This is a genomic window from Stutzerimonas stutzeri (genome assembly GCF_024448985.1).
In the GTDB taxonomy this organism is placed as follows: domain Bacteria; phylum Pseudomonadota; class Gammaproteobacteria; order Pseudomonadales; family Pseudomonadaceae; genus Stutzerimonas; species Stutzerimonas stutzeri_AP.
Genome location: NZ_JAMOII010000013.1, coordinates 43,916 through 70,853, shown reverse-complemented (window position 1 = coordinate 70,853; position 26,938 = coordinate 43,916). Strand labels below are relative to the sequence as shown.

Below are 26,938 nucleotides of genomic sequence, written 5' to 3'. Positions count from 1 at the left end.
AGCTTCCAGCTTCCAGCTTCCAGCTTCCAGCTTCCAGCTGTACTTACAGCCTCAGCCCGCCATCCAGCTCCAGAATGCGTCCGGTGTAGTAATCGTTCTCGAAGATGTAGGCCACCGAATGGGCGATTTCCATCGGTTTGCCGAGCCGCTTGAGCGGGATGCCGGCGGCCATCTTTTCCAGGGCTTCGGGTTTCATGCTGGCGACCATCTCGGTCTCGATGAATCCGGGCGCAACGCCCGCGACGCGGATGCCGTAACGAGCCAATTCCTTGGCCCAGACCACCGTATCCGCTGCCACACCCGCCTTGGCGGCCGAGTAGTTCGCCTGTCCCATATTGCCGGCTCGGGAAATGGAAGAAATGTTGACGATCGCGCCCTGACATTTCAGCTCGATCATCTTCGCGGCTACTTCACGGGTGCAGAGAAACACGCCGGTCAGGTTTACATCGATCACTGCCTGCCATTGCGCCAGACTCATTTTCGACAGTTCACCATCCTTGACCTTGATGGTTAGGCCATCGCGGAGGATGCCGGCGTTGTTGACCAAGCCGTCGAGACCGCCGAAGTCATCGCTGACTTGGCTCACCATATGGCTGACCTGCTCTTCATTGGCCACGTTGCAGACGTAGGCGCGCGCATCGCCGCCAGCGCTCTTGCAGGCCGCTACCGCTTCGTCCAGCCGATCCTGATTGAGGTCGACCAGCGCCAGTCGCGCGCCCTTGCCGGCTAGGTATTCGCCCATTGCGCGTCCCAGGCCCTGGCCACCGCCGGTAATGATGATGACTTTGTCTTTGAGTTGCATGCGAATCTCCTCTTATGACACTTGCCGCGAAACGACGTCCGCCAGTGAAACCGTTATGCTGAGCGCCCCGTCGAATCGAACAAAGCCATCGAGGAGCCCCTGTGAGTGCTGAAGCCGTCAAGCATGCCCGACAACTCCTGCTCGCGGAATACCGTGGCGTGCTCTCGACACACTCCACAGCGATGCCCGGATTTCCGTTCGGTTCGTCGGTGCCCTACTGCTTGAGCGAGGAGGGCTGGCCGCTGATCCTGATCAGCCGGATTGCCCAGCACACGAAGAACCTCAAGGCCGAGCCGCGTTGCTCGTTGCTGGTGGCCGAGCGCGGCGCCGAAGATGTACAAGCCAACGGGCGCCTGACCGTGCTGGCCGAGGCGCGTCAGCTCGACGATGCCTCAGCCGTCGACGCAGCTGCAGCGCGCTATTACCGTTACTTTCCCGAATCGCGCGACTATCACAGGGCGCACGACTTCGATTTCTGGGTGCTGCGACCGGTGCGCTGGCGCTACATCGGTGGCTTTGGTGCGATTCACTGGCTGAACGAGGTGGCGCTGAGCAATCCGTTCGCTCGTGCCGATGGCGCCGAGAGCGGAATGCTCGAACATATGAATGGAGACCATGCCGCGGCCATCGCCCATTACGTCGAGCGGGCCGGGTTGCCGTCCGCACCTGCTGCGCAGATGGTGGGAATCGACAGCGAAGGCTTTCACCTGCGTATCGGTCAGGCCATTCACTGGCTGGCGTTTCCAGACACCTGCGACACCCCGGGTGCGGTGCGCCAGGCCCTGGTCGCCATGGCGCGCCGCTGATTCAGCCTGATGTAAGCGCAGGGGGTGAATAATCCGGTTACAGCCTGTTATCGGGGCGGGTTGAATTCGGTACAAGCTGCCGTCATCTACACCAGATCGGAAGCCGTTCTTCCGCCAAGGACTATCGATGCGTATTTTCTTTCTGCTGTTTCTTCTATTCCCGCTGGCCGAGCTGGCATTGCTGATTCAGGTCGGCAGCTCGATCGGTGTGCTGCCGACCATCCTGCTGCTGGTCATCACTGGCATGGCCGGCATTCTGTTGATGCGTCTGGCTGGTTTCGCCACCGCTTGGCGTGCACGCGAGCGGCTGGCCCGTGGCGAGCTGCCGGAGCGCGAAATGCTTCAGGGGCTGATGATGGCCGTCGCGGGGGGCTTGCTGTTCCTGCCCGGCTTTCTCAGTGACATCGTCGCGTTGCTGGTGCTGTTTCCGCCGTCGCGCAAGCTGTTTCTCGGTTTTGTCGGTCGCCGTGTCGAGGCTCAGGCCCAGCGTCGTCGCGCCTTTGCCGATGACCTGCGCCAGCAGCAGGAGCGGCCCGCTGGGCCACAGCGCCCGAATGTGATCGAGGGCGAATGGGAGCGTCGCGACAAGTGATGCATGCAGTTCGAGCGAAAGGCATGCGCAAGCATGCCTTTCCTTTTATCAATGCAAAAAATCAGCGCATTGCCCTTGAAATCATTTTTGCCGCCCGCATGTAGCGGTCACCGCAAGGTCGCTGTCGTGTTCGACAGTCCGTCTTCTGCGGCTCGCATTGCGGGCCGCAACCGGCGTCGCCGGATTTGCCCAACCCGCCGATGAGCATGCATCGGCATGGAAACCACTGTATTAGGAGAGATCGACAATGAAGCTTCGTCCTCTGCATGACCGCGTCGTGATTCGCCGCAGCGAAGAAGAAACCAAGACCGCAGGCGGCATCGTGCTGCCGGGCTCCGCTGCCGAAAAGCCGAACCGTGGCGAAATCGTTGCAGTTGGTACTGGTCGCGTTCTGGATAACGGCGAAGTACGTGCGCTGGCCGTCAAGGTTGGCGATCAGGTCGTATTCGGCCCTTACTCCGGCAGCAACACCGTCAAGGTCGACGGTGAAGACCTGCTGGTAATGAGCGAGAACGAAATCCTCGCCGTCGTCGAAGCCTGATCAGCGCTCGCGCCTAGCGAACTGCACTCCATCAACAGAATTTGAGGAAGAATCAACATGGCTGCTAAAGAAGTTAAGTTTGGCGACTCCGCTCGCAAGAAGATGCTCACTGGCGTCAACGTCTTGGCTGACGCGGTAAAAGCGACTCTCGGCCCGAAAGGCCGTAACGTGGTGCTGGAAAAGAGCTTCGGCGCTCCGACCATCACCAAGGACGGCGTTTCCGTCGCCAAGGAAATCGAACTCAAGTGCCGCTTCGAAAACATGGGCGCGCAGCTGGTCAAGGACGTTGCGTCCAAGGCCAACGACGAAGCCGGTGACGGCACCACCACCGCTACCGTTCTGGCCCAGGCCATCGTCAACGAAGGCCTGAAAGCCGTCGCTGCCGGCATGAACCCGATGGACCTCAAGCGCGGCATCGACAAGGCGACCATCGCTGTCGTCAACGAGCTGAAGAGCCTGGCCAAGCCTTGCACTGATTCCAAGGCCATCGCCCAGGTCGGCACCATTTCCGCCAACTCCGATTCCTCCATCGGCGACATCATCGCCGAGGCCATGGAGCGCGTGGGCAAAGAAGGCGTCATCACCGTTGAAGAAGGCTCGGGCCTGGAAAACGAGTTGTCCGTCGTAGAAGGCATGCAGTTCGACCGCGGCTACCTGTCTCCCTACTTCATCAACAAGCCGGACACCATGGTTGCCGAACTCGACAGCCCGCTGCTGCTGCTGGTCGACAAGAAGATCTCTAACATCCGCGAACTGCTGCCGGTGCTGGAAGGCGTGGCCAAGGCCGGTCGTCCGCTGCTGATCGTCGCTGAAGACGTCGAAGGCGAAGCCCTCGCTACGCTGGTCGTCAACAACATGCGTGGCATCGTCAAGGTCGCTGCGGTCAAGGCGCCTGGCTTCGGCGATCGCCGCAAGGCCATGCTGCAGGACATCGCCATTCTGACTGGCGGTACCGTGATTTCCGAAGAAGTCGGCCTGAGCCTGGAAACCGCTACCCTGGAGCACCTGGGTAACGCCAAGCGCGTCGTGCTGAACAAGGAAAACACCACCATCATCGACGGCGCCGGCCAGCAGGTCGACATCGAAGCCCGCGTTGCGCAGATCCGCAAGCAGGTCGAAGACACCACCTCCGACTACGACAAAGAGAAGCTGCAAGAGCGTCTGGCCAAGCTGGCTGGCGGTGTTGCCGTGATCAAGGTCGGTGCCGGTACCGAAGTCGAGATGAAAGAGAAGAAGGCCCGCGTCGAAGACGCCCTGCACGCCACTCGTGCAGCCGTTGAAGAAGGCGTGGTACCTGGCGGCGGTGTTGCCCTGGTGCGCGCGCTGCAGGCCATCTCCGAACTGAAGGGCGAGAACGAAGACCAGAACGTCGGCATCACCCTGCTGCGTCGCGCGGTTGAAGCACCGCTGCGTCAGATCGTCGCCAACGCCGGTGGCGAGCCGAGCGTCGTGGTCGACAAGGTCAAGCAAGGTTCGGGCAACTATGGCTTCAACGCGTCTACCGACGAGTACGGCGACATGATCGAGATGGGTATTCTCGATCCGGCCAAGGTGACCCGTTCCGCGCTGCAGGCTGCGGCCTCCATCGGCGGTCTGATGATCACCACCGAAGCGATGATTGCCGAAATCGTCGAAGACAAGCCGGCCCCGGCAATGCCGGATATGGGCGGTATGGGTGGCATGGGCGGCATGATGTAAGCCGACCGGCTCCCGCTGTAGCTGTATGAAAAGGCCCCGCTTAATGCGGGGCTTTTTTCGTTACTACAACCCGCAGTCATGAGGCTGTCATGTATTTGCGGCAGCGTGAGCCGCCTTGCCGCACATGCTGTTTTTGGACGGCGGCGACCATTGGTCGAATTCGCCGGGCGGCAGGCTAATTTGTGATCTATGGTGAGTTTCTCGATTCACCTAATAACAAGGGCTTGCGCGATGAAGCTTGAAATTGCTCGAGGACTGTTTTTGGTTGGCGCACTCAGCGTTGCTTCTCTCTGCGCCGCTGCCTGGAGCGAGCCCGACGCCCGCGTCGTGTCGCGCAACGATGTCAGTGATCATTGCCCGGTACCTCGAGTCGCTCGAGTCTCCTCGATCGACGTGAGGCCGGATCATGACCTGTTGTTGCTCATGTACGGTCTATCCCAGAGTCTGGTCGGGCGAGGCTGATCGGACATCCTTTCGCAGTCATCGCTGACGATAGCTGGCTCTGAAAAACCTATCACTCTGTGTGGCAGCGCAATTCCTGCCCCGCATCTTCCAATCAAGCCTTCCTGTCGGGACTGGCCAATACCGTATAGACGGCAGGCAGAACGAACAGCGTGAAAAGGGTGCCGACCGTCATGCCCATGGCGATCACCGTTCCGATGTCGAAGCGGCTGACCGCGCCGGCACCGCTGGCCAGGATCAGCGGAACCATGCCGAACACGGTTGCCGCCGTCGTCATCAGGACCGGTCTCAGGCGAATCGCCGCGGCTTCTTCCACCGCTTCGCGGCGGCTCATACCTTGCTCGCGGCGAAGCTGATTGGCGAACTCGACGATCATGATGCCGTGTTTGCTGATCAGCCCGATCAGCGTCACCAGTCCGACCTGGGTATAGATGTTCATGCTCGACAGGCCGAGGAAGAGCGGCACCAGCGCGCCGCAGATCGACAGCGGTACCGTGACCAGAATCACCAACGGATCGCGGAAGCTCTCGAACTGCGCCGCCAGCACCAGAAAGATAACGGCCAGCGCGAGCGCGAAGGTCGTGTACAGGGCGCTCCCTTCCTGTATGTACTGGCGCGACGCGCCGGCATAGTCGAAGGCGAACCCCTGCGGCGCTTCTTCCTGGGCGATGCTGAGCAGCGTGTCGATGGCCTCGCCCATGCTAACGATGGGAAAGCCCTGGATCGTCGCCGCGTTGAGCTGCTGGAACTGCTTCAACTGTGTCGGCCGGGCGCGGTCATGGATCTTGATCAGCGTCGACAGCGGCACCATCTCGCCCTGGTCGTTCTTCACGTAGTAGTTGTGCAGCCAGCCTGGATTGTCCCGGTAGGCCTGCTCCACCTGGGCGATCACCTTGTAGCTGCGTCCTTCGATGGTGAAGCGATTGATCTCGCTTTCGCCGAGCAGGGTGGCCAGCGTCACGCCGAGGTCTTCCATCGTCACGCCCATTTGCGCGGCCTTTTCGCGGTCGATGTCGACGACGATTTCCGGTTTGTCGAAGGCCAGATCCACATCGAGGAAGGCGAACTTGCCGGACTCCTCGGCTCTTTTCTTGATGCGTTCGGTGACCTGTAGCAGCGACTCGTAGTCGCTCGCGGTGTTGATCACGAACTGGAAGGGAAGGCCCTCGCCAGTGCCGGGCAGCGACGGCAGGTTGAAGCCGAAGATCTGCAGGCCTGGAATTCTGTCGAGCTTGGCCTGTACCTCCGGCAATACCTCCATCTGGGTACGCTCGCGTTCATCCCAGGGTTTCATCAGGAAACCGCCAATACCGCTCTGTACGCCGTCGAACCCGTTGATCTGGAACCAGGAGTAGTACTCGGGAAAGGATTTGAAGATTTCCAGGAACTGGTCGGTGTACGCGTTCAGGTAATCGAGGTTGGCCGTTTGTGGTGCGCTGGCCATCATGAAAATGATGCCCTGGTCCTCTTCCGGCGCCAGTTCGCTTTCGGTGAACTTGAGCAGCACTGGAATCAGCCCGAGCACGATCACCGCGAACACCAGCACCACCGGACGAGTATTCAGCGTGCCATGCAGGGCGCGCTGGTAACGCAGTTTCAGGCGGTCGAACAGCCTATCCAGCCTGTGCGCCAGGCCTGTTGGGTTCTCTTCGTGACGCAGCAGACGCGAGCACATCATGGGCGACAAGGTCAGCGCCACCACGCCGGAGATCAGCACCGCGCCGGCCAGCGTCAGCGCGAACTCCTGGAACAGCGCACCGGTCAGCCCCTGCAAAAAGCCGATGGGCGCGTACACCGCCGCCAGGGTAATGGTCATGCTGACCACCGGCATGGCGATCTCGCGCGCCCCGTCGATAGCCGCCTGGAAGGGTGTCTTGCCTTGCTCGATGTGCCGGTGGATGTTTTCGACCACGACGATGGCGTCGTCCACCACCAGGCCGATCGCCAGCACCATGGCCAGCAGCGTCAGCAGGTTGATCGAATACCCCATGGTCTGCATAAAGAACATCACGCCGATCATCGACAGCGGAATGGTCACCACCGGAATCAGCACCGAGCGTAGCGAGCCGAGGAACAGGAAGACCACGACGATGACGATGACCACCGCCTCGGCGAGCGTTTTCACCACTTCGTCGATCGACGCCTGGATGAAGCGCGTCGCGTCATAGGCGATGGTCACCTTCAGATTCGGTGGCAATTGCGACTCGATTTCCGGCATTACCGCACGCACTTCGCTGATCACATCCAGCGGGTTGGCGCTCGGTGTGCCCTTGACGCCGATATAGACCGAGGGCGTGCCATCGAACGAGCTGATGGCGTTATAGCTTTCGGCGCCCATTTCGACCCGTGCGACATCGCTGAGCAGTACGCGGCTGTCGCCCTGGGTTTTCAGCGGGATCGCAGCGAAGGCTTCCGGCGTCTTCAGGTCGGTGTCGGCGTTAATGCTGGTGACCACATATTGGCCCTTCACTTCACCCGCAGCGGAAAGGAAGTTGTACCGGCGCACCGCCTCGTTCACATCGCTTGCGGAAAGGCCATGGGCGGCGAGCTTCACCGGGTCCAGCCATAGCCGCATGGCGAAGACCTGATTACCGAGAATCTCCGCCTCGGCCATGCCGGGCAGGGTGGCCAGCTTCGGCTGGATGACCCGCGACAGGTAATCGGTGATCTGCGGATTGCTCAACTGCTCGCTGTAGAAGCTGATGTACATAAGTGCGGTCGAATCGGCGGCCTGTTTGTTCAGCACCGGGTCTTCGGCGTTCTGCGGCAGCTGGTTCTTCACCGAGTTGGCCTGGCTCAACAGCTCGGTGTAAAGCCGGTCGGTGTCGGCACCGATACGCGCGTAAACCGAGATGACCGAGAGGTTCTGCTGGCTCACCGAAGTCATGTAGTCCACGCCTTCGGCGCTGGCCAGACTCTGTTGCAGCGGTTGGGTGATATAGCCCTGGATCGTCTCGGCGTTGGCGCCGGGATAGGCGGTGGTCACCGTGATCAGCGCGCTTTCCATCTGCGGATACTGGCGGATCACCAGGCTGTTGAATGCCTGAAAACCGAGCAACACGATCAGCAGGCTGATCACGCTGGCCAACACGGGGCGGCGTATGAAGGGATCGGTAAAAGCCATGAGGATGTCTGTCCTGTGGTCGACGCCTCAACGGGCGTCGGCCCCGTTGTTCGGTTCGAGCGTGCGCTTGTCGTCGATGGCCACGTGCGTGCCGGTGTCCAGCTTGAGCTGACCGGCAATCACCACCTGTTCGCCGGCATCGAGCCCGTCGAGGATCACGACCTGTCCGTTGCGCCTTTCGCCGGTTTCGACGAAGCGACGTTCCACCACCAGATACGGCTCGTTGCGCTCGGGCGCTTCGCCGCCTTCCTCGGGCTCGGGCGCTTGACTTTCCTTTACCAGCAGCACCGAATCACCGTACAGCGTGTAGGTGATGGCCGTCTCCGGCACGACCACCTGAGGCGCTTCGTCCGGCAGCAATACCTGCAGGTCGGCGAACATGCCAGGCAACAGGCGCTCGCCGGGATTGGCCAGTTCCGCGCGGACTTGCACGTTGCGGGTCGTGGCTTCCACCTTGGGGTTCACGGCCACGATCCGGCCCTCGAAATGCTCATCGGGAAAAGCCGCTACCTGGACCCGTACGGATTGTCCGATAGCGAGCAGGGGAACCTGCTGTTCGGCCAGATAGAAGTCGACGAACAGGGTCGACAGATCCTGTAGCGTCGCGATCGGCGTGCCGGCGGCGACGAAGTCACCGACATCCACCTGGCGAATGCCGATGGTCCCCGAAAAGGGCGCAAGAATGCGTTTCTTCGCCAGGCTGGCCTTCAGCTGTTCGACGGTGGCCGCCGCTTTCTGTGACTCGGCGTTGAGCCGGTCGAACTCGCTGCGCGAGATGGCCTGAGTGTCGATCAGGCTGCGGGCCCGCTTGAACTCCACGTTTGCCAGATGCAGATCGGCTTCGGCGGCCGCCAGGCTTGCCTGCTCGATCTCGCTGTCGAGCAGAACGATCGGCTGGCCCTTGCTGACCTTCTCGCCCGAACGGAACTGCACGTCGCTGACCGTGCCGGCGAGTTCCACGGACAGATCGATGCCCTGGGACGCCGTGAGTGTGCCGATCGCCGGCAGTTGGCGTTGCCACGGCTGTCGGCGCGACTCCACGACCTCGACGTTGACGGCCGGCTTCGGGGCCTTGAACTGTTGGATCTGCGTATAGATGGAATTGAACTTGATGGCGGCGAGAATCAATACCACGACGATCACCGCGCCCAGCATGAGCAGCATGCGGCGCAACATTTTCCGTTTTCCCTGGAGAGGTGGGCCGGCTGACTACTGCCATGAATGACGCAGCCGTGCGGGTAGACAGCGATGACCGAATGCCGCCCTGATGGGTTGCTCGGCCTTTTATTGGTCCGACCGGTGGGGTCGGAAATAGCGAAATTAGTCTTGAATCGAGTGTATGTAAAGCAGTCGCTGCTGGATTCGACGTGCCGTGGCAGGGCGCGCAACCGGAAGGGATAGAGCGGCGCGTCCGGCCTGCCTCGCGGCAGGCCGGCTTCTCAAGATGAGGTTGCGTCAGCCGGCGAGACGGTGAGTCACGTCAGAGAGCTGTGCCGACAGGCCGTGCAGGTTCTGGCTGGCTTTTTCGGTGCGTTCGACGTTGTTCTGGTTGGTGGTGGCGATTGCGGTGATCTCGATGAGATTGCGTGAGATCTCTTCGGCCACGGATGTCTGCTCTTCGGCTGCGGTGGCGATCTGACGATTCATGTCGCGAATCGCCTCGACTTCCTGCGTGATGCGCTGAAGCATGCTGCCCGCTTCCGTGACCCGCTCGACCCCTTCGTCACTGCGGCTCTGGCCGTTTTCGATTGCACGCACCGCCTGCACTGCGCCGGTCTGCACCGTATCGATGATCTGATGAATCTCGGTGGTGGAGTCCGCCGTACGCCGGGCCAGTGTGCGCACTTCGTCGGCCACGACGGCAAATCCACGGCCCGCATCGCCTGCCCGTGCCGCTTCGATGGCGGCGTTCAGGGCCAGCAGGTTGGTTTGATCGGCGATGCTGCGAATGACCTCCAGCACCTTGCCGATTCGACCGCTGTCTGCTTCCAGGCGACGAATGACCTCGGCCGTATTGCTGATCTCTCCACGCATGTCAGTAATGGTCTGGATGGTCGAATGCATGATGCACTCGCCCTGCTGAGCCGAGTGGTCGGCAGCATCCGCGGCACGCGCGGCCTCGGCCGCATGGCGGGCGACTTCCTGTGCCGTGGCGGACATTTCGTGCATGGCGGTTGCGACCTGATCGGTGCGCGAGAACTGTTCACGGGTTCCTTGGCCCATCAGCGTGGCGATGGCGTGGAGCTCGCCGCTGGCGCTGTCCAGATCCGTGGTGCTGCGCTGCAGGCGGGCAAAGGTATCGGCGAGAAAGTCGCGCAGGATGTTAGCGGCCACTGCCAGACGTCCAAGCTCGTCGGCACGCCTGGTGTCGATCCGCTCGCTGAAATCGCCCTGGCTGAGCTTGGCGATCTGATCGACCAGCTGACCGATGGGCGCGATCAGGTTGCGATTGACCAGCCACAGGCTAAGCACGGCAATCAATGCGCCAGCGATCAGCATGATCAGCGATCCGGCGAGGATGGTCTGGTCGGCGGCCTGACTGATTTCACCGGCGCTGCGCAGCGCGGATTCGCGTAGCTGTTCGACCAGTGCGCTGAGTTGCTCGCTGGTGGCACGGTCGATCCCCTGAACGGCCTTGTCGCCTGCCAGCGGGTCGTGACCGGCAGCGATATAGGCATCACGACCGGCTCGATAAGCGACGCCCAGGCTGCGGTGCTCCGCACGCAGGCTTTCGATCTTGCTCGACAAGTCCGGCTTGTGGCTGCTCAGTTGCACCAGCGTGGACAGTAATTCTTGGACCTTGCGCTCCTGCTTTTCAAAGCTCTGCCAGTACTTGTTCATGGCATCAGGCGATTTGCCGCGCAGCAGCACGTTCTTCCATTCCTGCACCTGTATCTTGAATTCCAGATTGGCTTCGTCGATCAGCCGCGATGCCTCGAGCGGACCTCTGAGCAGCGTCTGGTAGGCGGAAATATCCTTGGACAAGAAGGCAAAGCTGGCGAATGCGATCAACAGCATCATCAGTGAGCCGGCGCCAATGAGCGTCAGCAGCAGGGCCCGGAGGGATTTGTTCAGAAACATCGGAGCGCTCTCGTAGTGTTGGAGTCAGGCGCAGACAGGCGTCGAGTGATCATAGGCACGATCACTCGCTCTGTTTTTTCGGCGGCTAGGCCGGAATGTTGAGGGTCAGGCCAGGCGCAAATGGTTGTCCCAGAGCCCTGCGGGAAGCTGCAGCGGGGTACTGACGAAGCGCTCGCCGCCGCAGTCGACCAGTCGGCAACGACCCTGCCCCGAACTCACCACGAAGCCTTGTTCGACCGCTGCGACGCCGGCGCAGTCAGGCAGGTGAATTTCTTCGCGCAACGCAGCGCTGTCCAGATCCCAGATGAACACCTTGTTACCGCGCGGCGCCGTCACGGCCAGCAGGCGCAATGAGTCGTTGATCGCCAGGCTGGCAGTGTACTGGTTCATCGTCTGGCGCTGCGCCTCACCCAGCGGGAACGCCTGGAACGCCTGACCGGGACGCTTGATCGCCAGCAGCGGGACCGCGTCCATGGGGTCGCCTTCGTACTGCTGGCCGGACACCACGGTGCCGTCTGCGGCAACTGCCAGGTGACGCACGCTGTTCATCTGCTCGGGCAGTTGCTCCTTGCTGATCAGCGTGCCGTCGCGATGGAGCAGCACCAGGCTCGGCTCCATGGCGTCGAGGTTCATCATTTCGCGGCTGTCGGCCTCGGTGCGGATGCCGCCGTTGGCGATCACCAGGGTTTCGCCGTCCGGCATCCAGAGCAGCTGATGCGGGCCGATGCCGTGGGACGAATGTTCGCCTTCGCGAACCAGCCGGCGCTCCTCGACGCGGTAGATGCCCAGCACGCCACGGCCGGCATCGGTGGTGTCGTTTTCGGTGGCGTAGAACAGATCGCCGCTGGCGTGGAACACGCCGTGGCCATAGAAGTGACGGTCAGATGGCGAGGCGATGACCTGCAGCAAGGTGCCGTCCCGGCTGTCGATCAGATAGCTCTCGCGGCTCGGCCGGCGCCCGACGAACACCGCCAGCGGCAAATGCGGATGGACGTACACGTCATGGCAACGCTCGTTGGCTGGCGTGGCGAACACGCGGCTGCCATCGAGCCGATAGCCGACTGCGTAATGACGGCCATCGGCATCGTCGCGCGCGGAGAGCAGCAGCGGTTGCTCGCTGTGACGGGTCAGTGTCCAGCCGCCGACAGCAGAGGCTGCGACCACGGCGCCGCCCAGTCCGAGAAAGGCTCTACGTTTCATATCAGTCTCCGTCGTGCGCGTTGAAGCCGATCTGCACACCCAGCGCGCGGGCCAGTTCGTTCTGATGCAAGCGGTGCAGTGCGTCGATGTCCTGGTACAGCGCGCTCAACCGTTCGCGACCGGCCTCGTCGGCGATCAGCTCGCTGAACGGCAGCCTAATATCCGCCAGATGTTGGCGGGTCGCCGCGTAGGCGACATCGATGCGTTTGACCAGGTCGGCCTGATCGGCAGGGACCAGACGTTTAAGGCCACTGTCATCGGCGCCTTGCCACAACCGCTGTGCGCCGGCGAGGGCAGCGTCGATGCTGCCGAGCGTCGCATCGCTGCGCCAGGCTTCGGCCTGGAAAGGCTGCGGAAAGCCTTTCGTCTGACGGCCCAGCGGGGCGCCGAGCTTTTTCTTCAGACCGTCCAGCGCGGTGACCTGTACGCGCAACAGATCGGCGATGGCCTCCTGCGCTTCGGCGTAGCGCTCGTTGGGAAACTCGCTGAGTTGCGCGACCATGCCGCCTTCGGCCTGCCACTGCTCGAGTATGTTCGCGGCGAGCTTTTGCTGGTGTTCGCCGATAGCGACGAGCAACGAGCAGTGGCGCGCCTTGACCTCGGCGTCCTGCAGGTCGACGGCCTTGTCGAACAGCACGTATTCGTACGCCGAAAGGCCCTGCAGTACGACGCTGGCATTTTCCAGATCGGCCTGGGTCAGCTGAGGATTCTTCTTCAGCAGGGCGGCGATCTGCCGGCCCACGAGGTTTTTCTTGTCGGGCCAGAACTGCACTTGCCAGGCCCGGTTGCCTTCGCCCATCGGTCCGATCAGCAGCGGCTGCAGGCCCGCCCAGGCAAATTGCGCGTGCACGAACGCCTTGCGCGCGTCGTCCAACTCTTCGTTGCCCGCGCAAAAAGCGATACCGCTCGCGGCCATGCGCCGGTTGGTTTCGGCCCACTGGGTATAGGAGGGCAGCAAGACCTCATCAGCCAGACTCTTGCTCGTTTCGGTAAAGGGGTCGGACGGCGCGCAGGCGCTCAACATCAGACCCAGCGCTGTGGCGGAAAGGATTGAAAGGTAACGGTTTGGATGCATGTTGCTCCTCGGCAAGGCGGGACACCGGTTGGTCCGGCGTTAAAGTGATTCGAGAAAGGCCAGCAAGGCGCTGCGTTCATCGCTGTCGAAACCGAGTACGGCCTGTTTGGCTCGTTCCGCTTCGCCGCCGTGCCAGAGTATGGCTTCGAGCAGGTTGCGTGCCCGTCCGTCATGCAGAAACTGGGTGTGCCCGCTGACCGCTTCGGTCATGCCGATGCCCCACAGCGGTGGGGTGCGCCATTCGCTGCCGCTGGCTTCGAACTCCGGCCGGTGATCGGCAAGTCCTTCGCCCATGTCATGCAGCAGCAGATCGGTATAGGGTCGGATCACCTGATTGGCCAGTTCGGGCTCGGCGGCATCGCCCGTGGTAAAGGTTGGCACGTGGCAGTTCTGGCAGCCGGCGCGGTGGAACAGTGTCTTGCCCTGGAGGACCTGCGGCGCGTCAACGTCGCGGCGCGCCGGTACACCCAGGTTGCGCGTGTAGAACAGCACCAGGTCGAGAATGTTATCGCTGACTTCCGGCTCGCCGCCGTGGGGCATGGCCAGGCAGTCCAATTGTCGATCGGTGCAGCTATTACCGGTGAACAGGCTCGTGGTCAGGCCCATGTCGTTGAAAAACGCATCGGCATTCTGCTGATTGAGGTTCGGTTGTCCGGCCTTCCAGCCGAAGCGGCCAATCGCGGTGCCGCGCGTAACCTGATCGAACACCCGGTTGGGACGGCCGGAAATGCCGTCGCCGTTGCTGTCGTCCGGGTCGACATTGGCCAGTAACGCCGCGTCGGGAATGGCCTCCAGCAGCCCGAGACCAATCACTGGTGGGGCGATGCGAATGGAAAATTGCGTATCGGGATGCATGGGGCCGTAACCGAGTTCGCTGATGGCCAGCTTCGGTTCACGCAGTTCGACTTCGAATCCGTCGGCGAAACGCTCGGTCCGGGTGGTGTAGCTGAGCCGCACCTTACCCTCCGGTGCGATGCCGGGAATGGACATGTCCTGCAACTGACCACCGTAGACGGGTTCCGGTGCGATGCCGCGCTCGCGGACGACCTCGGCGTGTTCGGCACTTGCGGGAATCGATAGCCGTACCAGCATGGAAACGGCATTGCCGCGCTCGGCTTGCGCGGGATGGCCGCGGCCGTCCTTGATGTGGCAGTTCTGGCAGGCGTTGGTATTCATCAGGGGGCCGAGGCCGTCGCGGGCCGTGGTCGAAGCCGGCGCAATGACCCAGGGGTTTCGGAAGAAGCTGTTGCCGACACTGAAATCCAGTCGCCTCACAGGCGACAAGTTGGCAGAGGGCATCGAGAAGGCGTTCTGATCGAACTTCATTACGGTCGCGCTGCCGGCGGAAAGCGCTTCGCCTGGCTCGGCCTGCTCGAAACGTGGCGCCTGTTCGCCGCATGCGGCAAGGCTCATGGCCAGCAGCAGGGCGATAGCAGAGCGAAAAAGCGGGTGCATCGGGTGTACCTGGACATGTGGCAGGGCGGCAATCTTAGCAGGCTAATGGAGTGTGAATAAGAGCAGTTTGCATTTGATCTGGCGATGTCGCTGATGGATTTCACCCATCCTACGTGGCGTCAGAGCGGGTTGGCTGACCTATCCGGGCGAGTACTCTGAAGGGCCTGGCTACAGGAAAAGCGCCTGGCAGGCATTCAGGGAGCGGCGTTGCACCGCTCCCTGAAACATAGGATCAGAACTGGTGATCGGCAGTGTCCGGGTTCAGATCGCTGATACCCAGTGCGGCAGCGGCTTTTTCGATCGAGCCGGTTTGCTGTACCAGCGCGCCGATCGCGGCGCGAACTTTTTCCTGCCCTTCGGTGTTGTCAGGTGCGATCAGTTGATCGAACGCCCCACCCTCATTGGCGCTGACGACCAGCATCTGCATCTTGGCTTCGGTGGTTTCCAGGTCGGCCTTCAGCGTGGTGTTGATCTGCGGGTCGACGCCATCCACCAGCGAGGCCAGGCTCGGGCCGCTGAGCGTGCTGCCATCGACGCGGGTGTATTCGCCCAGGTAGACGTTACGGATGCCTTTGGCATTGAAGAAATGCGAGTTATGGGTGTTGTCGCTGAAGCAGTCGTGCTCGTCTTCCGGCGAGTTGGCTTCCAGTGCGACTTTCATGCGCTCGCCTGCCAGTTCGCCAAGCGACAGGCTACCCATGCCGAAGAACATCTTGCGCAGACCGTTCTCGGCGGATTCGCCTTCCAGGCTGGCGCGATAGTTGTCCGCGACGCCGGGCTTCCACTCGTTGACCATCTCTTCGAGATCGGTAACCAGAAGATCGGTCGCGGCTTTCAGGTAGGTGCGGCGGCGGTCGCAGTTACCGCCGGTGCAACCTTCACCCTCGATGAAGTCGCTTACGGGACGGTTACCCGCGCCGGGGCCGGTACCGTTCAGGTCCTGGCCCCAGAGAAGAAATTCGATGGCGTGATAACCGGTGGCGACGTTGGCTTCCGAGCCGGCCAGTTCGTTCAGGCTGGCGAGCTTCTCGCCGGTGATTTCGCTGACATCGATCTTGTCTTCGCCGATCTGCAATTCCTGGTTGGCAATGATGTTGGCGGTTGCGCCAGGGTTGCCCAGCGCATGCTGGTAGTCGCCTTCGACGTAGTCGATCATGCCTTCGTCCAGCGGCCAGGCGTTGAGCTGACCTTCCCAATCATCGACCACGGCGTTGCCGAAGCGGAACACTTCCGTCTGCATGTAGGGAACACGTGCGGCCAGCCAGGCGTCCTTGGCGGCCTGCAGGGTTTGCTCGGTAGGGTCGGCAAGCAGGGCGTCGATGGCTTCCTGGAGTTTCAAACCAGTGCTGTGCGCATCGCTGAAAATGGCGTGCGCCATGTCCCCGTAATGCTTGACCACCGCCTGTGCGGCTTCTTCGTTCAGGGTCGCTTCTGGCGCGCTCGCAGTTGCCGGCTCACTCTGGGTGGTTTGCGGCGCGGCGGCCTGTTCGGCTGGTGCTTTGTCTTCGCCGCAACCTGCGAGTGAAATGGCGACAGCGAGAAGGCTGGCGGTGGCCCAGACGGGGGTGCGTAGCATGGCGGGTTCCTTTGCTTGCAGTGAGAAAAGGGAATGCCGACCGATGAGGTGCGGCTATTCGCTGCAGGGCATAATGCGAAAGATTTGCATTTTGTGCAAAGAAATTGCGTGGAGCAGGTCGCGTCTGCGATTCGGCTGTGTAGCTAGAATGCATCTCCGAATCCGGACCTTTATGGAGATATTCGATGAGCCTGGGCGCCGTGCTTACATGGGTCGTGCTGTTTCTTGTCGTCGCTTATGCGGTGGTGCTTTACAACGGTCTGGTGCGCCTCAAGCACGGCGTAAGCAAGGCCTGGTCGAACATCGATGTGTTGTTGCGCCAGCGGCACGAAGAGCTGCCCAAACTGGTGGAAACCTGCAAGCAATACATGCAGCACGAGCGCAGCACTCTGGCGCAGATCATCAGGGCGCGTAACGCCGTGTCCGATGCGCGCGAGCAGGGCGATGTCGGCGCGCTCGGGCAGGCCGAGACTGGGCTGCGTGCGGGGCTTGGGCGGTTGTTCGCGCTGGCTGAGAACTATCCGGAGCTGCGCGCCAACGAGAGCTTCCGGCATTTGCAGCAGCGCATCAGCGGGCTGGAAAGTGGCATCGCTGATCGTCGCGAGCTGTACAACGAGTCGGTCAATCTGAACAACGTGCGCATCGAGCAATTCCCCGACGTGCTGCTGGCGCGCGCATTTGGTTTCCGCGAGGCGCCCTTGCTGCAGTTCAGCGAGGCGCAAAAGGCGGACGTCGATCTGAAACCCCTGTTCGGCTGAGTGGGCTACCGAAGTGTTGCTAGCGGGCGTTGGCGTGGCGATGTGTCTGGGCGGCGGTTGGCTCTGGGTCAGCCGATGGTCGAAGGTTCGCCATCTGCTGGACACGCCGACCTCGAAAATACGCTCGGCCGCGCAGGGCTATGTCGAACTCGCCGGTATGTTGGGCGAGGTTGCGGACCTGCCGGTCATGCTGGCGCCGCTGACAGCCAAACCCTGCCTCTGGTGGCGGTATCGGATCGAGGAGTACCGCGCCGCGGGCAAGCGCAGCAGCTGGCGGGTCGTCGAACACGGCAGCAGCGACCGCCCGCTGCGTTTGAGCGATGCCACCGGTGACTGCCTTATCGACCCAAAGGGTGCCGAGGTATTGCCCGCGCGACGCGACGTCTGGACCGGCGACTTGCGTCATCCCAGAGGCCTGCCGCCGACGGGGCTTCTCGCCTGGCTAAGCGGTAATCGCCGCTACCGCTACACCGAAGAGCGCCTGCACGCGGGCGAGCCGCTGTACGCCATCGGCGATTTTCGGACCACGGCGGGGGGCCGGCAGGGGCTTGATCTTAACGCGGCGCAAGGACAGGTCGTGCGCGAGTGGAAAGGTGATTACGCCGGTTTGCTGCGGCGTTTCGATAATAATCGAGACGGCCAGCTCGACGACGCGGAGTGGGCGCGGGTTCGACTCGCTGCTGGTCTGGAGGCGGAGCAGCGGCACCGCCTTGCCAGTAGTCGCCCGGCGGAGCATCGGCTTGCACGGCCGACCGAAGCGCTGCCATTTGTGCTTTCCAGCCATGGCGAGGAAGTCCTTGCGCGCCGTTACCGCTGGCAGGCGATCGGTGGCGCTGTGCTGTGCGCTGGCGGTGCCTGGTTGCTAGCAACGCAGCTGGCGTTTAGCTGATCCACAGCTTGGCGATCTCGGCCGCGCATTGTCATTGGTTGGGGTTATTCCGGGCTTGTTGGTTGTCCGGCCTAACGAGATTTTTTCTCAGCTATCCAGATGGTATGCCGTGTGCCGCGGTTGCCGTGGGCGAATACCTGGACCTCTTCGGCCTTGAAGCCCGCTTTGGCCAAGCGCTGCGAGAAGGCTTGGTCCGCGCTCGCTGACCATACCGCCAATAGGCCCTTCGGACGAAGAGCTTGCGCGCAGGTATCCAAACCCGCTGCTGAATAGAGCCAGCTGTTGTGTTTCTGGGTCAGCCCTTCCGGTCCGTTATCGACGTCCAGCATGATCGCGTCGAAGCCTTGAGGTTCGCGCCGTAGCACGTCGGCGACATCATGGTTGAGCACTCGGGTGCGCGGATCGTTGATCGGCAGTCCGGCCTTCTCTCCGAGCGCTCCGCGGTTCCACTCGATCACGCCGGGCACCAGCTCTGCGACCTGTACTTCGGCATCCTCGCCGAGGTGTTTCAACGCCGAGGCCAAAGTGAAACCCATGCCCAGCCCACCGATCAGCACGCGGGGGCGTGGGCGCTGGGCGATCCGTTCGCAGGGGATTCGCGCAAGGGCATCTTCGGAACCGTGCATGCGGGTGTTCATCAGCTGGTTGCCATTGCCACCCTGAATCTTGATGACGAAATCGTCACCGTACTCGAACAGGCAGAGGGCGCCGCCGCCGGGGATATCCGCGGTGTCGATCAATACGAAACGCTTCATGCAAGGCTCATCGAAGGGGGAAAAGAAGCGCAGCGAAAGAGGCTGCACCATGGAGAAATGAGCTTAAAGCGGTTCTGAATTGAACGTGCGCTCGAAACGTCTGGATTGGCGAAGCAGGGCGGTCAGTTCAGGGCCCGGTAGGGGCTTGCTGTAGTAATAGCCTTGGCCTTCGTTGCAGCCTTCATCGATGAGATAGCGCTCTTGCTCGGCGGTTTCCACGCCCTCGGCGATCACCAGCATATTGAGACTTTTGCCCAGCTGGATGATCGCTCTGACAATGGTCGTGTCGCCTTCGTCGGCGGACATGTCGCGCACGAAGCTCTTGTCGATCTTGATCTTGTCCAGCGGCAGGCTTTTAAGATAGCTGAGCGAGGAATAGCCGGTGCCGAAGTCGTCGATGGCGATCAGCGCTCCGGAGCGGCGCAGGCTATGCAGGTTGTGTGTAGCGGCGGCGATGTCTTCCATTAGCCCGGTCTCGGTTACCTCAAGCTCCAGGGTCTCGGGCGGCAATCGGTGGTTTTTGAGCAGGGTGTTGATCGTCGTCGGCAGTTCGGCATGGTGTAACTGGACCGTGGAGAGGTTGACCGCCATGCGCAGGTCGTTGAAGCCCTGCCGATGCCATTCGCTCAGCTGTTGGCAGGCCTGATCGAGCACCCATTCGCCGATGGCGATGATGCTGCCGTTCTGTTCGGCGAGGGGAATGAAAATGTCCGGCGGAATCATCTTTCCGCCCGGCTGCGTCCAGCGCAGCAGGGCTTCGACGCCGGTGATGCGCTTCAGTCGGTAGTCGATCTGCGGCTGGTAGACCAGATGGAATTCATTGCGTTTGACCGCTTCGGCCAGGTCGTTCTGCAATTCCCGGCGCGTTCGCATTTCGCTGTCGATGCTCGCCACGTAAAACTGGTAGCGGTTGCGCGAGCGGTTCTTCGCCAAGGTCATGGTCTGTTCGGCTTTCTGCAACAGCTTCTCGGTACTGTCGCCATCTTCCGGGTACAGCGTGATGCCGATGGTGGCGCGCAGGCGGATGCTTTGCTGATCGAGAGTGATCGGCCTTTCCAGGTCGTCGAGTACCTTCTGCGCCAGTTCCGCGGCCTCATAGGGTTGTTCGCAGCCGAACAGCACCAGCACGAACTGGTCGCCACCCAGGCGGGCAAGGGCACCGACACGCCCGCTCAGGCTTCGCAGGCGATCGGCCAGCGCGACCAACATGCGGTCGCCGCACTGGTAGCTGAACTGCTCGTTCACGCCTTTGAAGTCGTCCAGCCCCAGGCAGAGCACGGCCACACGGCGTTGTAGTCGGGCGGCCTCGCCGAGAATATTGTCGAGCTGTTGCTGCAGCTGCTGCCGATTGGGCAGCCCGGTGAGCGAGTCGTAGTGGGTCATGCGTTCGAGGCTGCTTTCCGCGGCATGGCGCAGCTGCATGTTGTGCTGGATGGAGGCGAGCAGGCCGTTGGCGGTTTCGACCCAGAGACCCAACTCGTTTCGCTCGTGCCCCTTTGGCATCGGTAGTGAATGCTCGCCGGGACGGCCGGGATTGATGCGCGATAGGTGCTCGGTGAGCTTGGTCAGCGGTCGCGTCAACAGCCATTCGTAAATCAGGTAAAGCAATAGCCCCAAGGCCAGCGCACGGAGAATGCCGACGAAGAAGATGACGATCGAGTCACTGATGAATTCCTCCCCATAGGGAGCGGTGTCGAGCGTGATGCGCAGGTCGCCGTAGTACTCGTTGTAAGGGGGGCGACCAATCAACGGAATCGAGAACGCCTGACTGCGGCCGAGTATCGGGTCGGTTAACCAGCGTGTCGGTGCGGATATGAGGGGGCGGGATTTGTCGGCTAGAGGTTCTTCGCCAGGATGGGTGATCGATGCCTCATGAATCGACTCGTGCTGAAACAACCCTTCCATGACCTGTGCGCCCATTTCACGGTCCAGGCTGTAGATCGCCTGGGCCGAGGGGTCGCGAGTCATACGCAGGATTCGCTGGGCCTCTGCATTGATCAGTTGGCGAGTCTTATAGGCATCGAAAACGATCTGTGCGCAGCTTAATACCAGCCCAACGGCGAGCGCTGACAGCAGAACGATACGGAGCAATTTCCTCGACAGGCTGTTGCGCAATGCAGTCAAAAGAATTTCCTTTTTCCAGGCCGTTGCTAGGGTCTGTTGACGTTTCGTCGCGAGCCGCGTTGCTGCGCCAAATGACGCCAGGCGAGGCGCGGGACGCAGATCATGGCCCGGGCCGGCCGCGTCGTTCCCCAGCCGAGTCCCGCGACGCCGCATGGCGCTGTTTGCCGCGCAACCCTTCGGATCGGGCCTATTTTTGCGCGATGCGGCGTTTCTCGTCGCTCATTTGGAACAACCAAACTTCACTCCTCGTGCGATCCCCATGGATGGGGTGAATGCCGCAAGCCCGCCGGGAGCGGGCGCGGCCTTGTCTCGCGCAAAAACAAGCTCCGGCGCGGCCGTGAACGATACGTCAACAGGCCTTGGCGCAAGTATTGGTAGTCATGAAGGAAACGTCAAAAGCTGGGCATACGTATGGGCAAAACATTATCAGAACCCTCGATGCCCCGCCGAACCTTCCGTCGACCGCCCAAGGAACTATTGATATGCCGCGTAAGCGGCATGCCAGAGCCTTCGAAAAGCGTAGTTGGTTCAGCTGACGGCCGACGTTTCCTTTACCTCGCAACCCCTGATGACCATACGAATGATCGTATCGGCAGCGGCTTCGTAATCTGCATCGTCAAGAGAGGATTTTCCCGTCACGGTGGATATCTGCCAGTCGAAATCGGCATAGGTCTGGGTCGCAGCCCAGATGCTGAACAACAGATGATTGGGATCGACCTTCGCCATCAGTCCTTGATCGATCCAGCCCTGAATGCGAGCCACGTTGTGGCTGGCCTGGGCGTTGAGCTGCTCCGCCCGCTCGGCTGGCAAATGAGGCGCGCCATGCATGATTTCGCTTGCGAACACTTTAGAGGCGCAGGCGTGCTCGCGTGAAATCCGGATTTTGGTGCGGATATAGGCGCGCAACACATCGGCGGGTTCGCCGGGCTGATTGAAGGGGGCAGATGCTTGCAGCAGCGGCTCGACAATGCTGTCGAGCACCTCGCGATAGAGGTTTTCCTTGCTCTTGAAGTAGTAATAAACGTTGGGCTTGGGCAGCCCGGCGCGGTCGGCGATGTCGCTGGTCTTGCTGGCGGCGAAGCCCTTTTCGGCGAATTCTTCACTGGCAGCGCGCAGGATCAATTCTTTGTTGCGCTCGCGGATACTGGACATAGGGCCTGTTCAATTCACGACCACCCTGGTGGCCTGCCGCAGCATGCTAGCACCGGCCTTAAGAGCGTCTCAAGACGGGCCCGTCAAACCGTGTATTTGTGAACAAATACTTAAGTCTTTGTGCACAATTCTAAAAAAACGCTGCTACGCTACTGTCGTCAGTGCAGCGTCATGGATATCGCCTTTCGCATTTCCTGCCGGCTCGCCCCGAGTCTGCCGAGCGGGTCGTCCCACTTACAAGGAGTTCCAAATGAAGAAATTTCTTGCGGTCGCCTTGCTGGCGCTTTCAGTGCCTGTAGCCGCCGAGCAAACCTACGTAATCGGCGTCGAGCAGGCAGCGTTCATGCCGCACTACAGCGGCGATGCGAAAGGCAACTACGGGGGCTTCGCCCGAGAATTATTGGACAGTTTCGCCGCGTATAGCGGTGTGCGTCTGACATACAAGGTGTTACCCGCAGATGAGCTGTTGCCTGCGCTGCTGGACGGCCGTGTCGATGCGAAGTATCCCGATAATCCCAACTGGTCCGGACCCGCTAAATCTGGTCATCGGCTGCACTACAGCCAAGCGGTCGTTAGTTATGTCGATGGTGTGATGGTGGCGCCGCGGCGCGTGGGGCGAGGTATCGATGAACTCAGGCGGTTAGCGGTGGTCGATGGCTGGACGCCCTGGGGCTACGAGGACCGGGTCGCAGCCAACCAGATTTTGCTGGTCAGTAGCGAGAACCTGCCGCGAATGGTGCGTCAGGCACTGCTCAAGGATAGCGATGGTGCCTATTACAACGTGGTGGTGGCGGCGCATTACTTGAACAACGTGCGCGCCAAGCCGGGAGCGCTGGTCTTTGATGCCGATTTGCCGCACACACGAAGCACCTTCAACCTATCCAGCCTTGATCATCCCGAACTGATCGAGCATCTCGACCGCTACCTCAAGATCCAGCAGCCCGCCGTCGCCGCGCTTAAAGCCAAGCATCAGGTGGAGGCGAACCTGTCATCGGAATACATCGGCATGGAGCAGTGGAAAATCGAGTTTCTGCAGCGACAGAAGGCCAAGGAGCCCGCCAGCAACTAGCGCATCGGTGGCGATGATCACCTGTCGGCTGTGCCCGCTGCGCTGCAGACCTGGTTGCGTCCGCCGTTCTTCGCCCGATACAGGGCCCGATCGGCGTCACCCAATAGCGACTCCAGGTTACCGCCCGGTAACAGTTGGGCCGCGCCTATGCTGACCGTCACTCGCAATGGCGTGCCTTCGAAGTCGAATGTTGCAGCCTCGGTGGCTGCACGGATTTTCTCCGCTAGCGCCAGCGCGGTGGCCAGTTCGGTGTCTTTGAACATGATCACGAACTCTTCGCCGCCCCAGCGCGATATCAAGTCGCTCTGGCGTATTTGCCGGGCCAGTAGCCTGGCGAAGCTGCGCAAGAGAAAGTCGCCGCCGAGGTGGCCGTAGGTATCGTTGAATGTCTTGAAATGATCGAGATCCAAGATCAGTACGCAAAGGTCGCTACGCTGGCGTTTTGCTTCAAGCATCGCCTGCTCGGCGACCAGGCCGAAGCCGCGCCGGTTGAGCAACTCGGTTAGCGCATCGTGGATGGCCATGGCTTCGATGCGTTGCAAATAGCGGCGGCTGATCGAGCCCACCAGCCCGAGCACTATCACCATGACGCTGAATCCGATCAGCAGATTGATCCATAAGGTGCGCTGTACTGGCGCCATGACGTTGCTTTCGCGCTTGTCCACCATCAGATACCAGTTCAATTCAGGGATGTAGCGGATGTTGATGAAATGCTGCTCGCCGTCGTTCCGGTAGAGGAACGAACCGGTACGCAGTTCGCGCAATTGCTGCTTGAGGCCGTGCAGCGCAGGGATATCGCCCAGATGAGCACCGCGCGGAATATCTTCCGAGCCGGCTTCGCTACCGGTTACGACGACGTTCTGCTGGCTATCGACGAAGTAGATAGTGCGCTGATAGCGCCGTTGATAGGTATCCATTAAATGACGCATGCGATCCAGGCTCATACCAACCCCGGCCACACCGAGGAACGAGCCATCACTTGCTGTCATTCGATGATTGAGAAACAAGGTCAGACGCCGGACATCCACGACGACTTCCCAAGGCGTCCCGGCACCTTCGAAACGGTAGAACCAGTGGTGCGCCGGCTCATCGGGCCGCATGGGCTGGTGTGCATCATCGGTGTAGTAGATCTGCGAGCGATCAGAGGCGAAGAAGGCGTTTGAAGTGTCGTAACGCTTCTTGATGGCTTGAAGGTAGCGAGTGATCAGCTTCGTGTTGCGCTCACCCTGATCCACCCAGTCGAGCAGTAACGGATCGTCGGCCATGGCGGAAGAGACCTGAACCAGCTTGACCAGCTCCTTTTGCAGCTCCAGGGAGATCACGTCTGCCGTCAAGGGAAGCTCGGTGCCGATGATGCTGTGGCGGATGGTGTCACGTGACGCGAAGTAATTGGCGATGGTCGCGATCAAGAAGCCTAGCCCGATGATGAAGGCAAGCAACGTCAGCAGCGTGGTCTGCTTCAGATTCGGTTGATACATCCATTCCCCTTGTGAGCCCGACTAATGCTGGCGAGGCGCTTAGCCCGAGCGCAATTGCCGAGCCGCCGGACGGTATCTAAAGGCATCGAAAACATGGCCGATAGCCATTTAAGCTCTAGAAGCTAATATTTCGTATACATTTCAGCAATTAAATGTGTACGTTAAGAAAAAACAAAGCGAGATACCTCCATGTCTTTCATGCGACGCAGTATTCAGTGGCAGTTGATCATAAGTATGGGGGCGGCCCTGCTCACAAGCATTCTGATCGTAATCGCCGTTTATTCTTCGGCGGTCAACCGTCTGGCAGAACGCTATCTGATCGGAGAAGCGCTGCCAGCCAACGTCACCGCGATCCGTAACGATATCCAACGCACCCTGGCGGAGCCTATCACCGCGACGGGCGGCATCGCCGGTAATACCTTCGTGCAGGAGTGGTTGCGCGATGGCGAGAGTGCGGACCGGGCGGCCGCGATCAGTCGCTACCTCGACGGCGTGAAGATGCAGCAGAATGCGCTGACGACCTCGGTCGTGGTGCTGGAGAGCGGCAACTACTACTCCGAGACGGGCCTGTCGCGTACGCTCAACCGCGGTGCTGCTGCCGACAGTTGGTTCTACAGCCTGATCGACGGCAATATCGAACAGCGCATCGAGATCGACATCGACAAGGCCTCACGCCAGCCAACGCTGTTCATCAATCAACGCATCAGTTCCGGCGGCAAGACGCTCGGCGTGGCGGGGCTAGGGTACAGCCTGAAAAGCATGTCCGAGCTGATCAGCAATTTCCGTTTCGGCGAGCGTGGGAATGTCTATCTGGTCGGCAGCGATGGCCGGGTCAAGGTCCATCCGGCTACCGAGCACAATGATCGTACCGAGCTTCGCACCTTGACCAGTGCGCAAGCGGCCCAGGAACTGCTTGCTGGCGGCAACAAGGCGATACGTTTCGAGCGTGACGGCGAGGTCATCCTTGCAGTGGCTCAACCGATCGAAGGCTTGGGCTGGTTATTGGTAAGCGAGGTTCCCGAGGCGGAGATCTTCGGTGAAGCGCGACGCACGCTGTGGACCATCAGCCTGATCGCCGCGTGTATCGCGCTCTTCTTCCTAGGGCTGGTGGTGCTGCTGGCACGCGGGCTGGTTCGGCCTATCCGTCAGGTGACCTCGGCGCTGGTGGAAATCGGTGGCGGTGGCGGCGACCTGACCCGTCGGCTGGACGAGAGCCGTGCCGATGAGCTGGGTGATCTGGCACGTGGTTTCAACCGTTTCATTGGCAGTCTGCGCGGCCTCATCGGCGACGTGCTGAGTACCAGCCAGCAGTTGCGTACCGCGGTGGGGCAGGTGGCGGAAGTGGTCGACAACACCGCAACCCGTGCCGAGCGCCAGAACGAGATGACCGACATGGTCGCCACGGCCGTCAACGAAATGGGCCTGACGGTGCAGGAGATCGCTCGTAACGCCAGTAGTGCGGCACAGGCGTCGCAGGGTGCGCGTGACGAAGCGCTGCTAGCGGGCAGCGTAGTCGGTGAGTCCATCGCGCACGTTGAAAAAATGTCCGGTGAGATCGGTCGTGCCGCTGAATCGGTGACCGACCTTGCTCAGCAGGTTGCATCCATCGACAAAGTGTTGGCGGTGATCCGCAGCATTTCGGAGCAGACTAATCTGCTGGCGCTTAACGCCGCCATCGAAGCGGCACGTGCCGGAGAGATGGGGCGCGGTTTTGCGGTTGTCGCCGATGAGGTGCGTACGCTGGCCAGCCGCACCCAGGCATCGACCGATGAGATCCAGCAGATGATTCAGGGTCTCAAGAGCGGTGCGGACAATGCTGTCAGCTCGATGCATGCCGGGCAAGCAGCCACCGGCACCGGTGTGCAGGCCAGCCAGCGTACCGGTCAATCATTGAACGCGATCACCGAGCAGGTGGAAGCGATCAGCGACATGAATGCCCAAGTGGCGGCAGCGACCGAAGAGCAGAGCAGCGTGACCGAAGAAATCACTCGCAACGTCCAGGGCATCGCCGACCTCGCCCAAGCGACCGCCAGTGATGTACAGGGCTGCCGCGAGGACTGCCACGCGTTGAGTCGCCTGGCGGACGACCTGAGCCGGCAGATGGGAAGCTTCAAGTTGTGATGAGCGAAAGGGCGCCGGTGAAAACCGGCGTCCTTCAATCATGAAAGGGGCAAGCAGGGCACAGCTAGCTCCGATCAGAAATAAAAGTACTCGTAAAAACGAAACCCCGCGTTCCAGTCTGGATTCGCGGGGTTTCGTTCGTTAGCTGTTTGAGGGATGGGGTGATAACCCATCACCCCA

At 61.1% G+C, this 26,938-nt stretch carries 22 protein-coding genes; 10 read left to right on the top strand and 12 right to left on the bottom strand.

The annotated features are described in order from the left end of the window. Positions 1-43 precede the first annotated feature (43 nt). Positions 44-802: an SDR family oxidoreductase gene (locus tag NA647_RS14375; RefSeq protein ID WP_256058306.1), complete on the bottom strand. Its 759-nt coding sequence runs from the start codon at positions 800-802 to the stop codon at positions 44-46. 101 nt (positions 803-903) lie between these two features. Between NA647_RS14375 and NA647_RS14370 the strand changes: the two genes are divergently transcribed. The 5 genes from NA647_RS14370 to NA647_RS14350 all read left to right on the top strand — a co-directional run bounded on the left by NA647_RS14370 (position 904) and on the right by NA647_RS14350 (position 4,901). Then, entirely contained in the window at positions 904-1,608 is a 705-nt protein-coding gene (locus NA647_RS14370) for a HugZ family protein (RefSeq protein WP_256058305.1), read from the top strand. A 127-nt stretch (positions 1,609-1,735) separates the two neighbouring features. Then, entirely contained in the window at positions 1,736-2,200 is a 465-nt protein-coding gene (locus NA647_RS14365) for an FxsA family protein (RefSeq protein ID WP_256058304.1), read from the top strand. 247 nt (positions 2,201-2,447) lie between these two features. Continuing rightward, a complete protein-coding gene (locus NA647_RS14360) occupies positions 2,448-2,741 on the top strand; it encodes a co-chaperone GroES (RefSeq protein WP_181101990.1) in 294 nt (97 codons plus the stop codon). Between the two features lie 57 nt (positions 2,742-2,798). Then, on the top strand, positions 2,799-4,439 hold the full coding sequence (groL, locus tag NA647_RS14355; protein WP_256058303.1) for a chaperonin GroEL: 1,641 nt from the start codon (positions 2,799-2,801) through the stop codon (positions 4,437-4,439). A gap of 231 nt (positions 4,440-4,670) precedes the next feature. Then, positions 4,671-4,901 (top strand): hypothetical protein, encoded by a 231-nt coding sequence (locus NA647_RS14350; protein WP_256058302.1) that lies wholly within the window; start codon positions 4,671-4,673, stop codon positions 4,899-4,901. A 94-nt stretch (positions 4,902-4,995) separates the two neighbouring features. On the opposite strand, the gene NA647_RS14345 is transcribed toward NA647_RS14350, so the two are convergent. The 7 genes from NA647_RS14345 to NA647_RS14315 form a co-directional block, all read right to left on the bottom strand. Then, positions 4,996-8,025, bottom strand: a complete 3,030-nt coding sequence (locus tag NA647_RS14345) for a multidrug efflux RND transporter permease subunit (RefSeq protein ID WP_256058301.1) — start codon at positions 8,023-8,025, stop codon at positions 4,996-4,998. A 27-nt stretch (positions 8,026-8,052) separates the two neighbouring features. Next, positions 8,053-9,201, bottom strand: a complete 1,149-nt coding sequence (locus NA647_RS14340) for an efflux RND transporter periplasmic adaptor subunit (protein ID WP_256058300.1) — start codon at positions 9,199-9,201, stop codon at positions 8,053-8,055. A 279-nt stretch (positions 9,202-9,480) separates the two neighbouring features. After that, positions 9,481-11,106: a methyl-accepting chemotaxis protein gene (locus tag NA647_RS14335; RefSeq protein ID WP_256058299.1), complete on the bottom strand. Its 1,626-nt coding sequence runs from the start codon at positions 11,104-11,106 to the stop codon at positions 9,481-9,483. Between the two features lie 105 nt (positions 11,107-11,211). Next, entirely contained in the window at positions 11,212-12,306 is a 1,095-nt protein-coding gene (locus tag NA647_RS14330; protein WP_256058298.1) for a DUF1513 domain-containing protein, read from the bottom strand. Position 12,307: 1 nt separating this feature from the next. Continuing rightward, complete coding sequence (locus NA647_RS14325; RefSeq protein ID WP_256058297.1) at positions 12,308-13,381, bottom strand: imelysin family protein; 1,074 nt, start codon at positions 13,379-13,381, stop codon at positions 12,308-12,310. Positions 13,382-13,420: 39 nt separating this feature from the next. Beyond that, positions 13,421-14,836, bottom strand: a complete 1,416-nt coding sequence (locus tag NA647_RS14320; protein ID WP_256058296.1) for a di-heme oxidoredictase family protein — start codon at positions 14,834-14,836, stop codon at positions 13,421-13,423. A gap of 232 nt (positions 14,837-15,068) precedes the next feature. Continuing rightward, entirely contained in the window at positions 15,069-16,412 is a 1,344-nt protein-coding gene (locus NA647_RS14315; RefSeq protein WP_256058295.1) for an imelysin family protein, read from the bottom strand. Between the two features lie 185 nt (positions 16,413-16,597). On the opposite strand from NA647_RS14315, the gene NA647_RS14310 reads away from it, so the two are divergent. Together NA647_RS14310 and NA647_RS14305 are read left to right on the top strand one after the other, a co-directional pair. Then, a complete protein-coding gene (locus tag NA647_RS14310; protein ID WP_256058294.1) occupies positions 16,598-17,170 on the top strand; it encodes a LemA family protein in 573 nt (190 codons plus the stop codon). Positions 17,171-17,210: 40 nt separating this feature from the next. Beyond that, on the top strand, positions 17,211-18,059 hold the full coding sequence (locus NA647_RS14305; protein ID WP_256058328.1) for an E3 ubiquitin ligase family protein: 849 nt from the start codon (positions 17,211-17,213) through the stop codon (positions 18,057-18,059). Positions 18,060-18,130: 71 nt separating this feature from the next. On the opposite strand, the gene NA647_RS14300 is transcribed toward NA647_RS14305, so the two are convergent. Both NA647_RS14300 and NA647_RS14295 read right to left on the bottom strand, forming a co-directional pair. Beyond that, positions 18,131-18,814 carry a spermidine synthase gene (locus NA647_RS14300; protein ID WP_256058293.1) on the bottom strand — a complete coding sequence of 228 codons (684 nt, stop codon included), beginning with the start codon at positions 18,812-18,814 and terminating at the stop codon, positions 18,131-18,133. A gap of 63 nt (positions 18,815-18,877) precedes the next feature. Continuing rightward, the gene (locus NA647_RS14295) at positions 18,878-20,938 is read right to left on the bottom strand and encodes a putative bifunctional diguanylate cyclase/phosphodiesterase (RefSeq protein ID WP_256058292.1); all 2,061 of its coding nucleotides are present in this window, start codon (positions 20,936-20,938) and stop codon (positions 18,878-18,880) included. A 151-nt stretch (positions 20,939-21,089) separates the two neighbouring features. Between NA647_RS14295 and NA647_RS14290 the strand changes: the two genes are divergently transcribed. Beyond that, positions 21,090-21,419 carry a hypothetical protein gene (locus NA647_RS14290; protein ID WP_256058291.1) on the top strand — a complete coding sequence of 110 codons (330 nt, stop codon included), beginning with the start codon at positions 21,090-21,092 and terminating at the stop codon, positions 21,417-21,419. Positions 21,420-21,466: 47 nt separating this feature from the next. Here the strand turns inward: NA647_RS14290 and NA647_RS14285 are convergent, their stop codons facing one another. Next, on the bottom strand, positions 21,467-22,090 hold the full coding sequence (locus NA647_RS14285) for a TetR/AcrR family transcriptional regulator (RefSeq protein WP_256058290.1): 624 nt from the start codon (positions 22,088-22,090) through the stop codon (positions 21,467-21,469). Between the two features lie 250 nt (positions 22,091-22,340). On the opposite strand from NA647_RS14285, the gene NA647_RS14280 reads away from it, so the two are divergent. Continuing rightward, on the top strand, positions 22,341-23,159 hold the full coding sequence (locus tag NA647_RS14280) for a substrate-binding periplasmic protein (protein ID WP_256058289.1): 819 nt from the start codon (positions 22,341-22,343) through the stop codon (positions 23,157-23,159). 17 nt (positions 23,160-23,176) lie between these two features. On the opposite strand, the gene NA647_RS14275 is transcribed toward NA647_RS14280, so the two are convergent. Further along, on the bottom strand, positions 23,177-24,637 hold the full coding sequence (locus NA647_RS14275; protein WP_256058288.1) for a sensor domain-containing diguanylate cyclase: 1,461 nt from the start codon (positions 24,635-24,637) through the stop codon (positions 23,177-23,179). A 189-nt stretch (positions 24,638-24,826) separates the two neighbouring features. On the opposite strand from NA647_RS14275, the gene NA647_RS14270 reads away from it, so the two are divergent. Beyond that, positions 24,827-26,758, top strand: a complete 1,932-nt coding sequence (locus NA647_RS14270; protein ID WP_256058287.1) for a methyl-accepting chemotaxis protein — start codon at positions 24,827-24,829, stop codon at positions 26,756-26,758. The last annotated feature ends 180 nt before the right edge of the window (positions 26,759-26,938 follow it).

Excerpts from the sequence above, each read along its gene's own strand:
- NA647_RS14375 (WP_256058306.1), bottom strand. The coding sequence starts at position 802 with ATGCAACTCAAAGACAAAGTCATCATCATTACCGGCGGTGGCCAGGGC.
- NA647_RS14365 (WP_256058304.1), top strand. The coding sequence starts at position 1,736 with ATGCGTATTTTCTTTCTGCTGTTTCTTCTATTCCCGCTGGCCGAGCTG.
- NA647_RS14360 (WP_181101990.1), top strand. The coding sequence starts at position 2,448 with ATGAAGCTTCGTCCTCTGCATGACCGCGTCGTGATTCGCCGCAGCGAA.
- groL (WP_256058303.1), top strand. The coding sequence starts at position 2,799 with ATGGCTGCTAAAGAAGTTAAGTTTGGCGACTCCGCTCGCAAGAAGATG.
- NA647_RS14350 (WP_256058302.1), top strand. The coding sequence starts at position 4,671 with ATGAAGCTTGAAATTGCTCGAGGACTGTTTTTGGTTGGCGCACTCAGC.
- NA647_RS14345 (WP_256058301.1), bottom strand. The coding sequence starts at position 8,025 with ATGGCTTTTACCGATCCCTTCATACGCCGCCCCGTGTTGGCCAGCGTG.
- NA647_RS14340 (WP_256058300.1), bottom strand. The coding sequence starts at position 9,201 with ATGTTGCGCCGCATGCTGCTCATGCTGGGCGCGGTGATCGTCGTGGTA.
- NA647_RS14335 (WP_256058299.1), bottom strand. The coding sequence starts at position 11,106 with ATGTTTCTGAACAAATCCCTCCGGGCCCTGCTGCTGACGCTCATTGGC.
- NA647_RS14330 (WP_256058298.1), bottom strand. The coding sequence starts at position 12,306 with ATGAAACGTAGAGCCTTTCTCGGACTGGGCGGCGCCGTGGTCGCAGCC.
- NA647_RS14325 (WP_256058297.1), bottom strand. The coding sequence starts at position 13,381 with ATGCATCCAAACCGTTACCTTTCAATCCTTTCCGCCACAGCGCTGGGT.
- NA647_RS14320 (WP_256058296.1), bottom strand. The coding sequence starts at position 14,836 with ATGCACCCGCTTTTTCGCTCTGCTATCGCCCTGCTGCTGGCCATGAGC.
- NA647_RS14315 (WP_256058295.1), bottom strand. The coding sequence starts at position 16,412 with ATGCTACGCACCCCCGTCTGGGCCACCGCCAGCCTTCTCGCTGTCGCC.
- NA647_RS14310 (WP_256058294.1), top strand. The coding sequence starts at position 16,598 with ATGAGCCTGGGCGCCGTGCTTACATGGGTCGTGCTGTTTCTTGTCGTC.
- NA647_RS14305 (WP_256058328.1), top strand. The coding sequence starts at position 17,211 with ATGTGTCTGGGCGGCGGTTGGCTCTGGGTCAGCCGATGGTCGAAGGTT.
- NA647_RS14300 (WP_256058293.1), bottom strand. The coding sequence starts at position 18,814 with ATGAAGCGTTTCGTATTGATCGACACCGCGGATATCCCCGGCGGCGGC.
- NA647_RS14290 (WP_256058291.1), top strand. The coding sequence starts at position 21,090 with ATGGCGCTGTTTGCCGCGCAACCCTTCGGATCGGGCCTATTTTTGCGC.
- NA647_RS14285 (WP_256058290.1), bottom strand. The coding sequence starts at position 22,090 with ATGTCCAGTATCCGCGAGCGCAACAAAGAATTGATCCTGCGCGCTGCC.
- NA647_RS14280 (WP_256058289.1), top strand. The coding sequence starts at position 22,341 with ATGAAGAAATTTCTTGCGGTCGCCTTGCTGGCGCTTTCAGTGCCTGTA.
- NA647_RS14275 (WP_256058288.1), bottom strand. The coding sequence starts at position 24,637 with ATGTATCAACCGAATCTGAAGCAGACCACGCTGCTGACGTTGCTTGCC.
- NA647_RS14270 (WP_256058287.1), top strand. The coding sequence starts at position 24,827 with ATGTCTTTCATGCGACGCAGTATTCAGTGGCAGTTGATCATAAGTATG.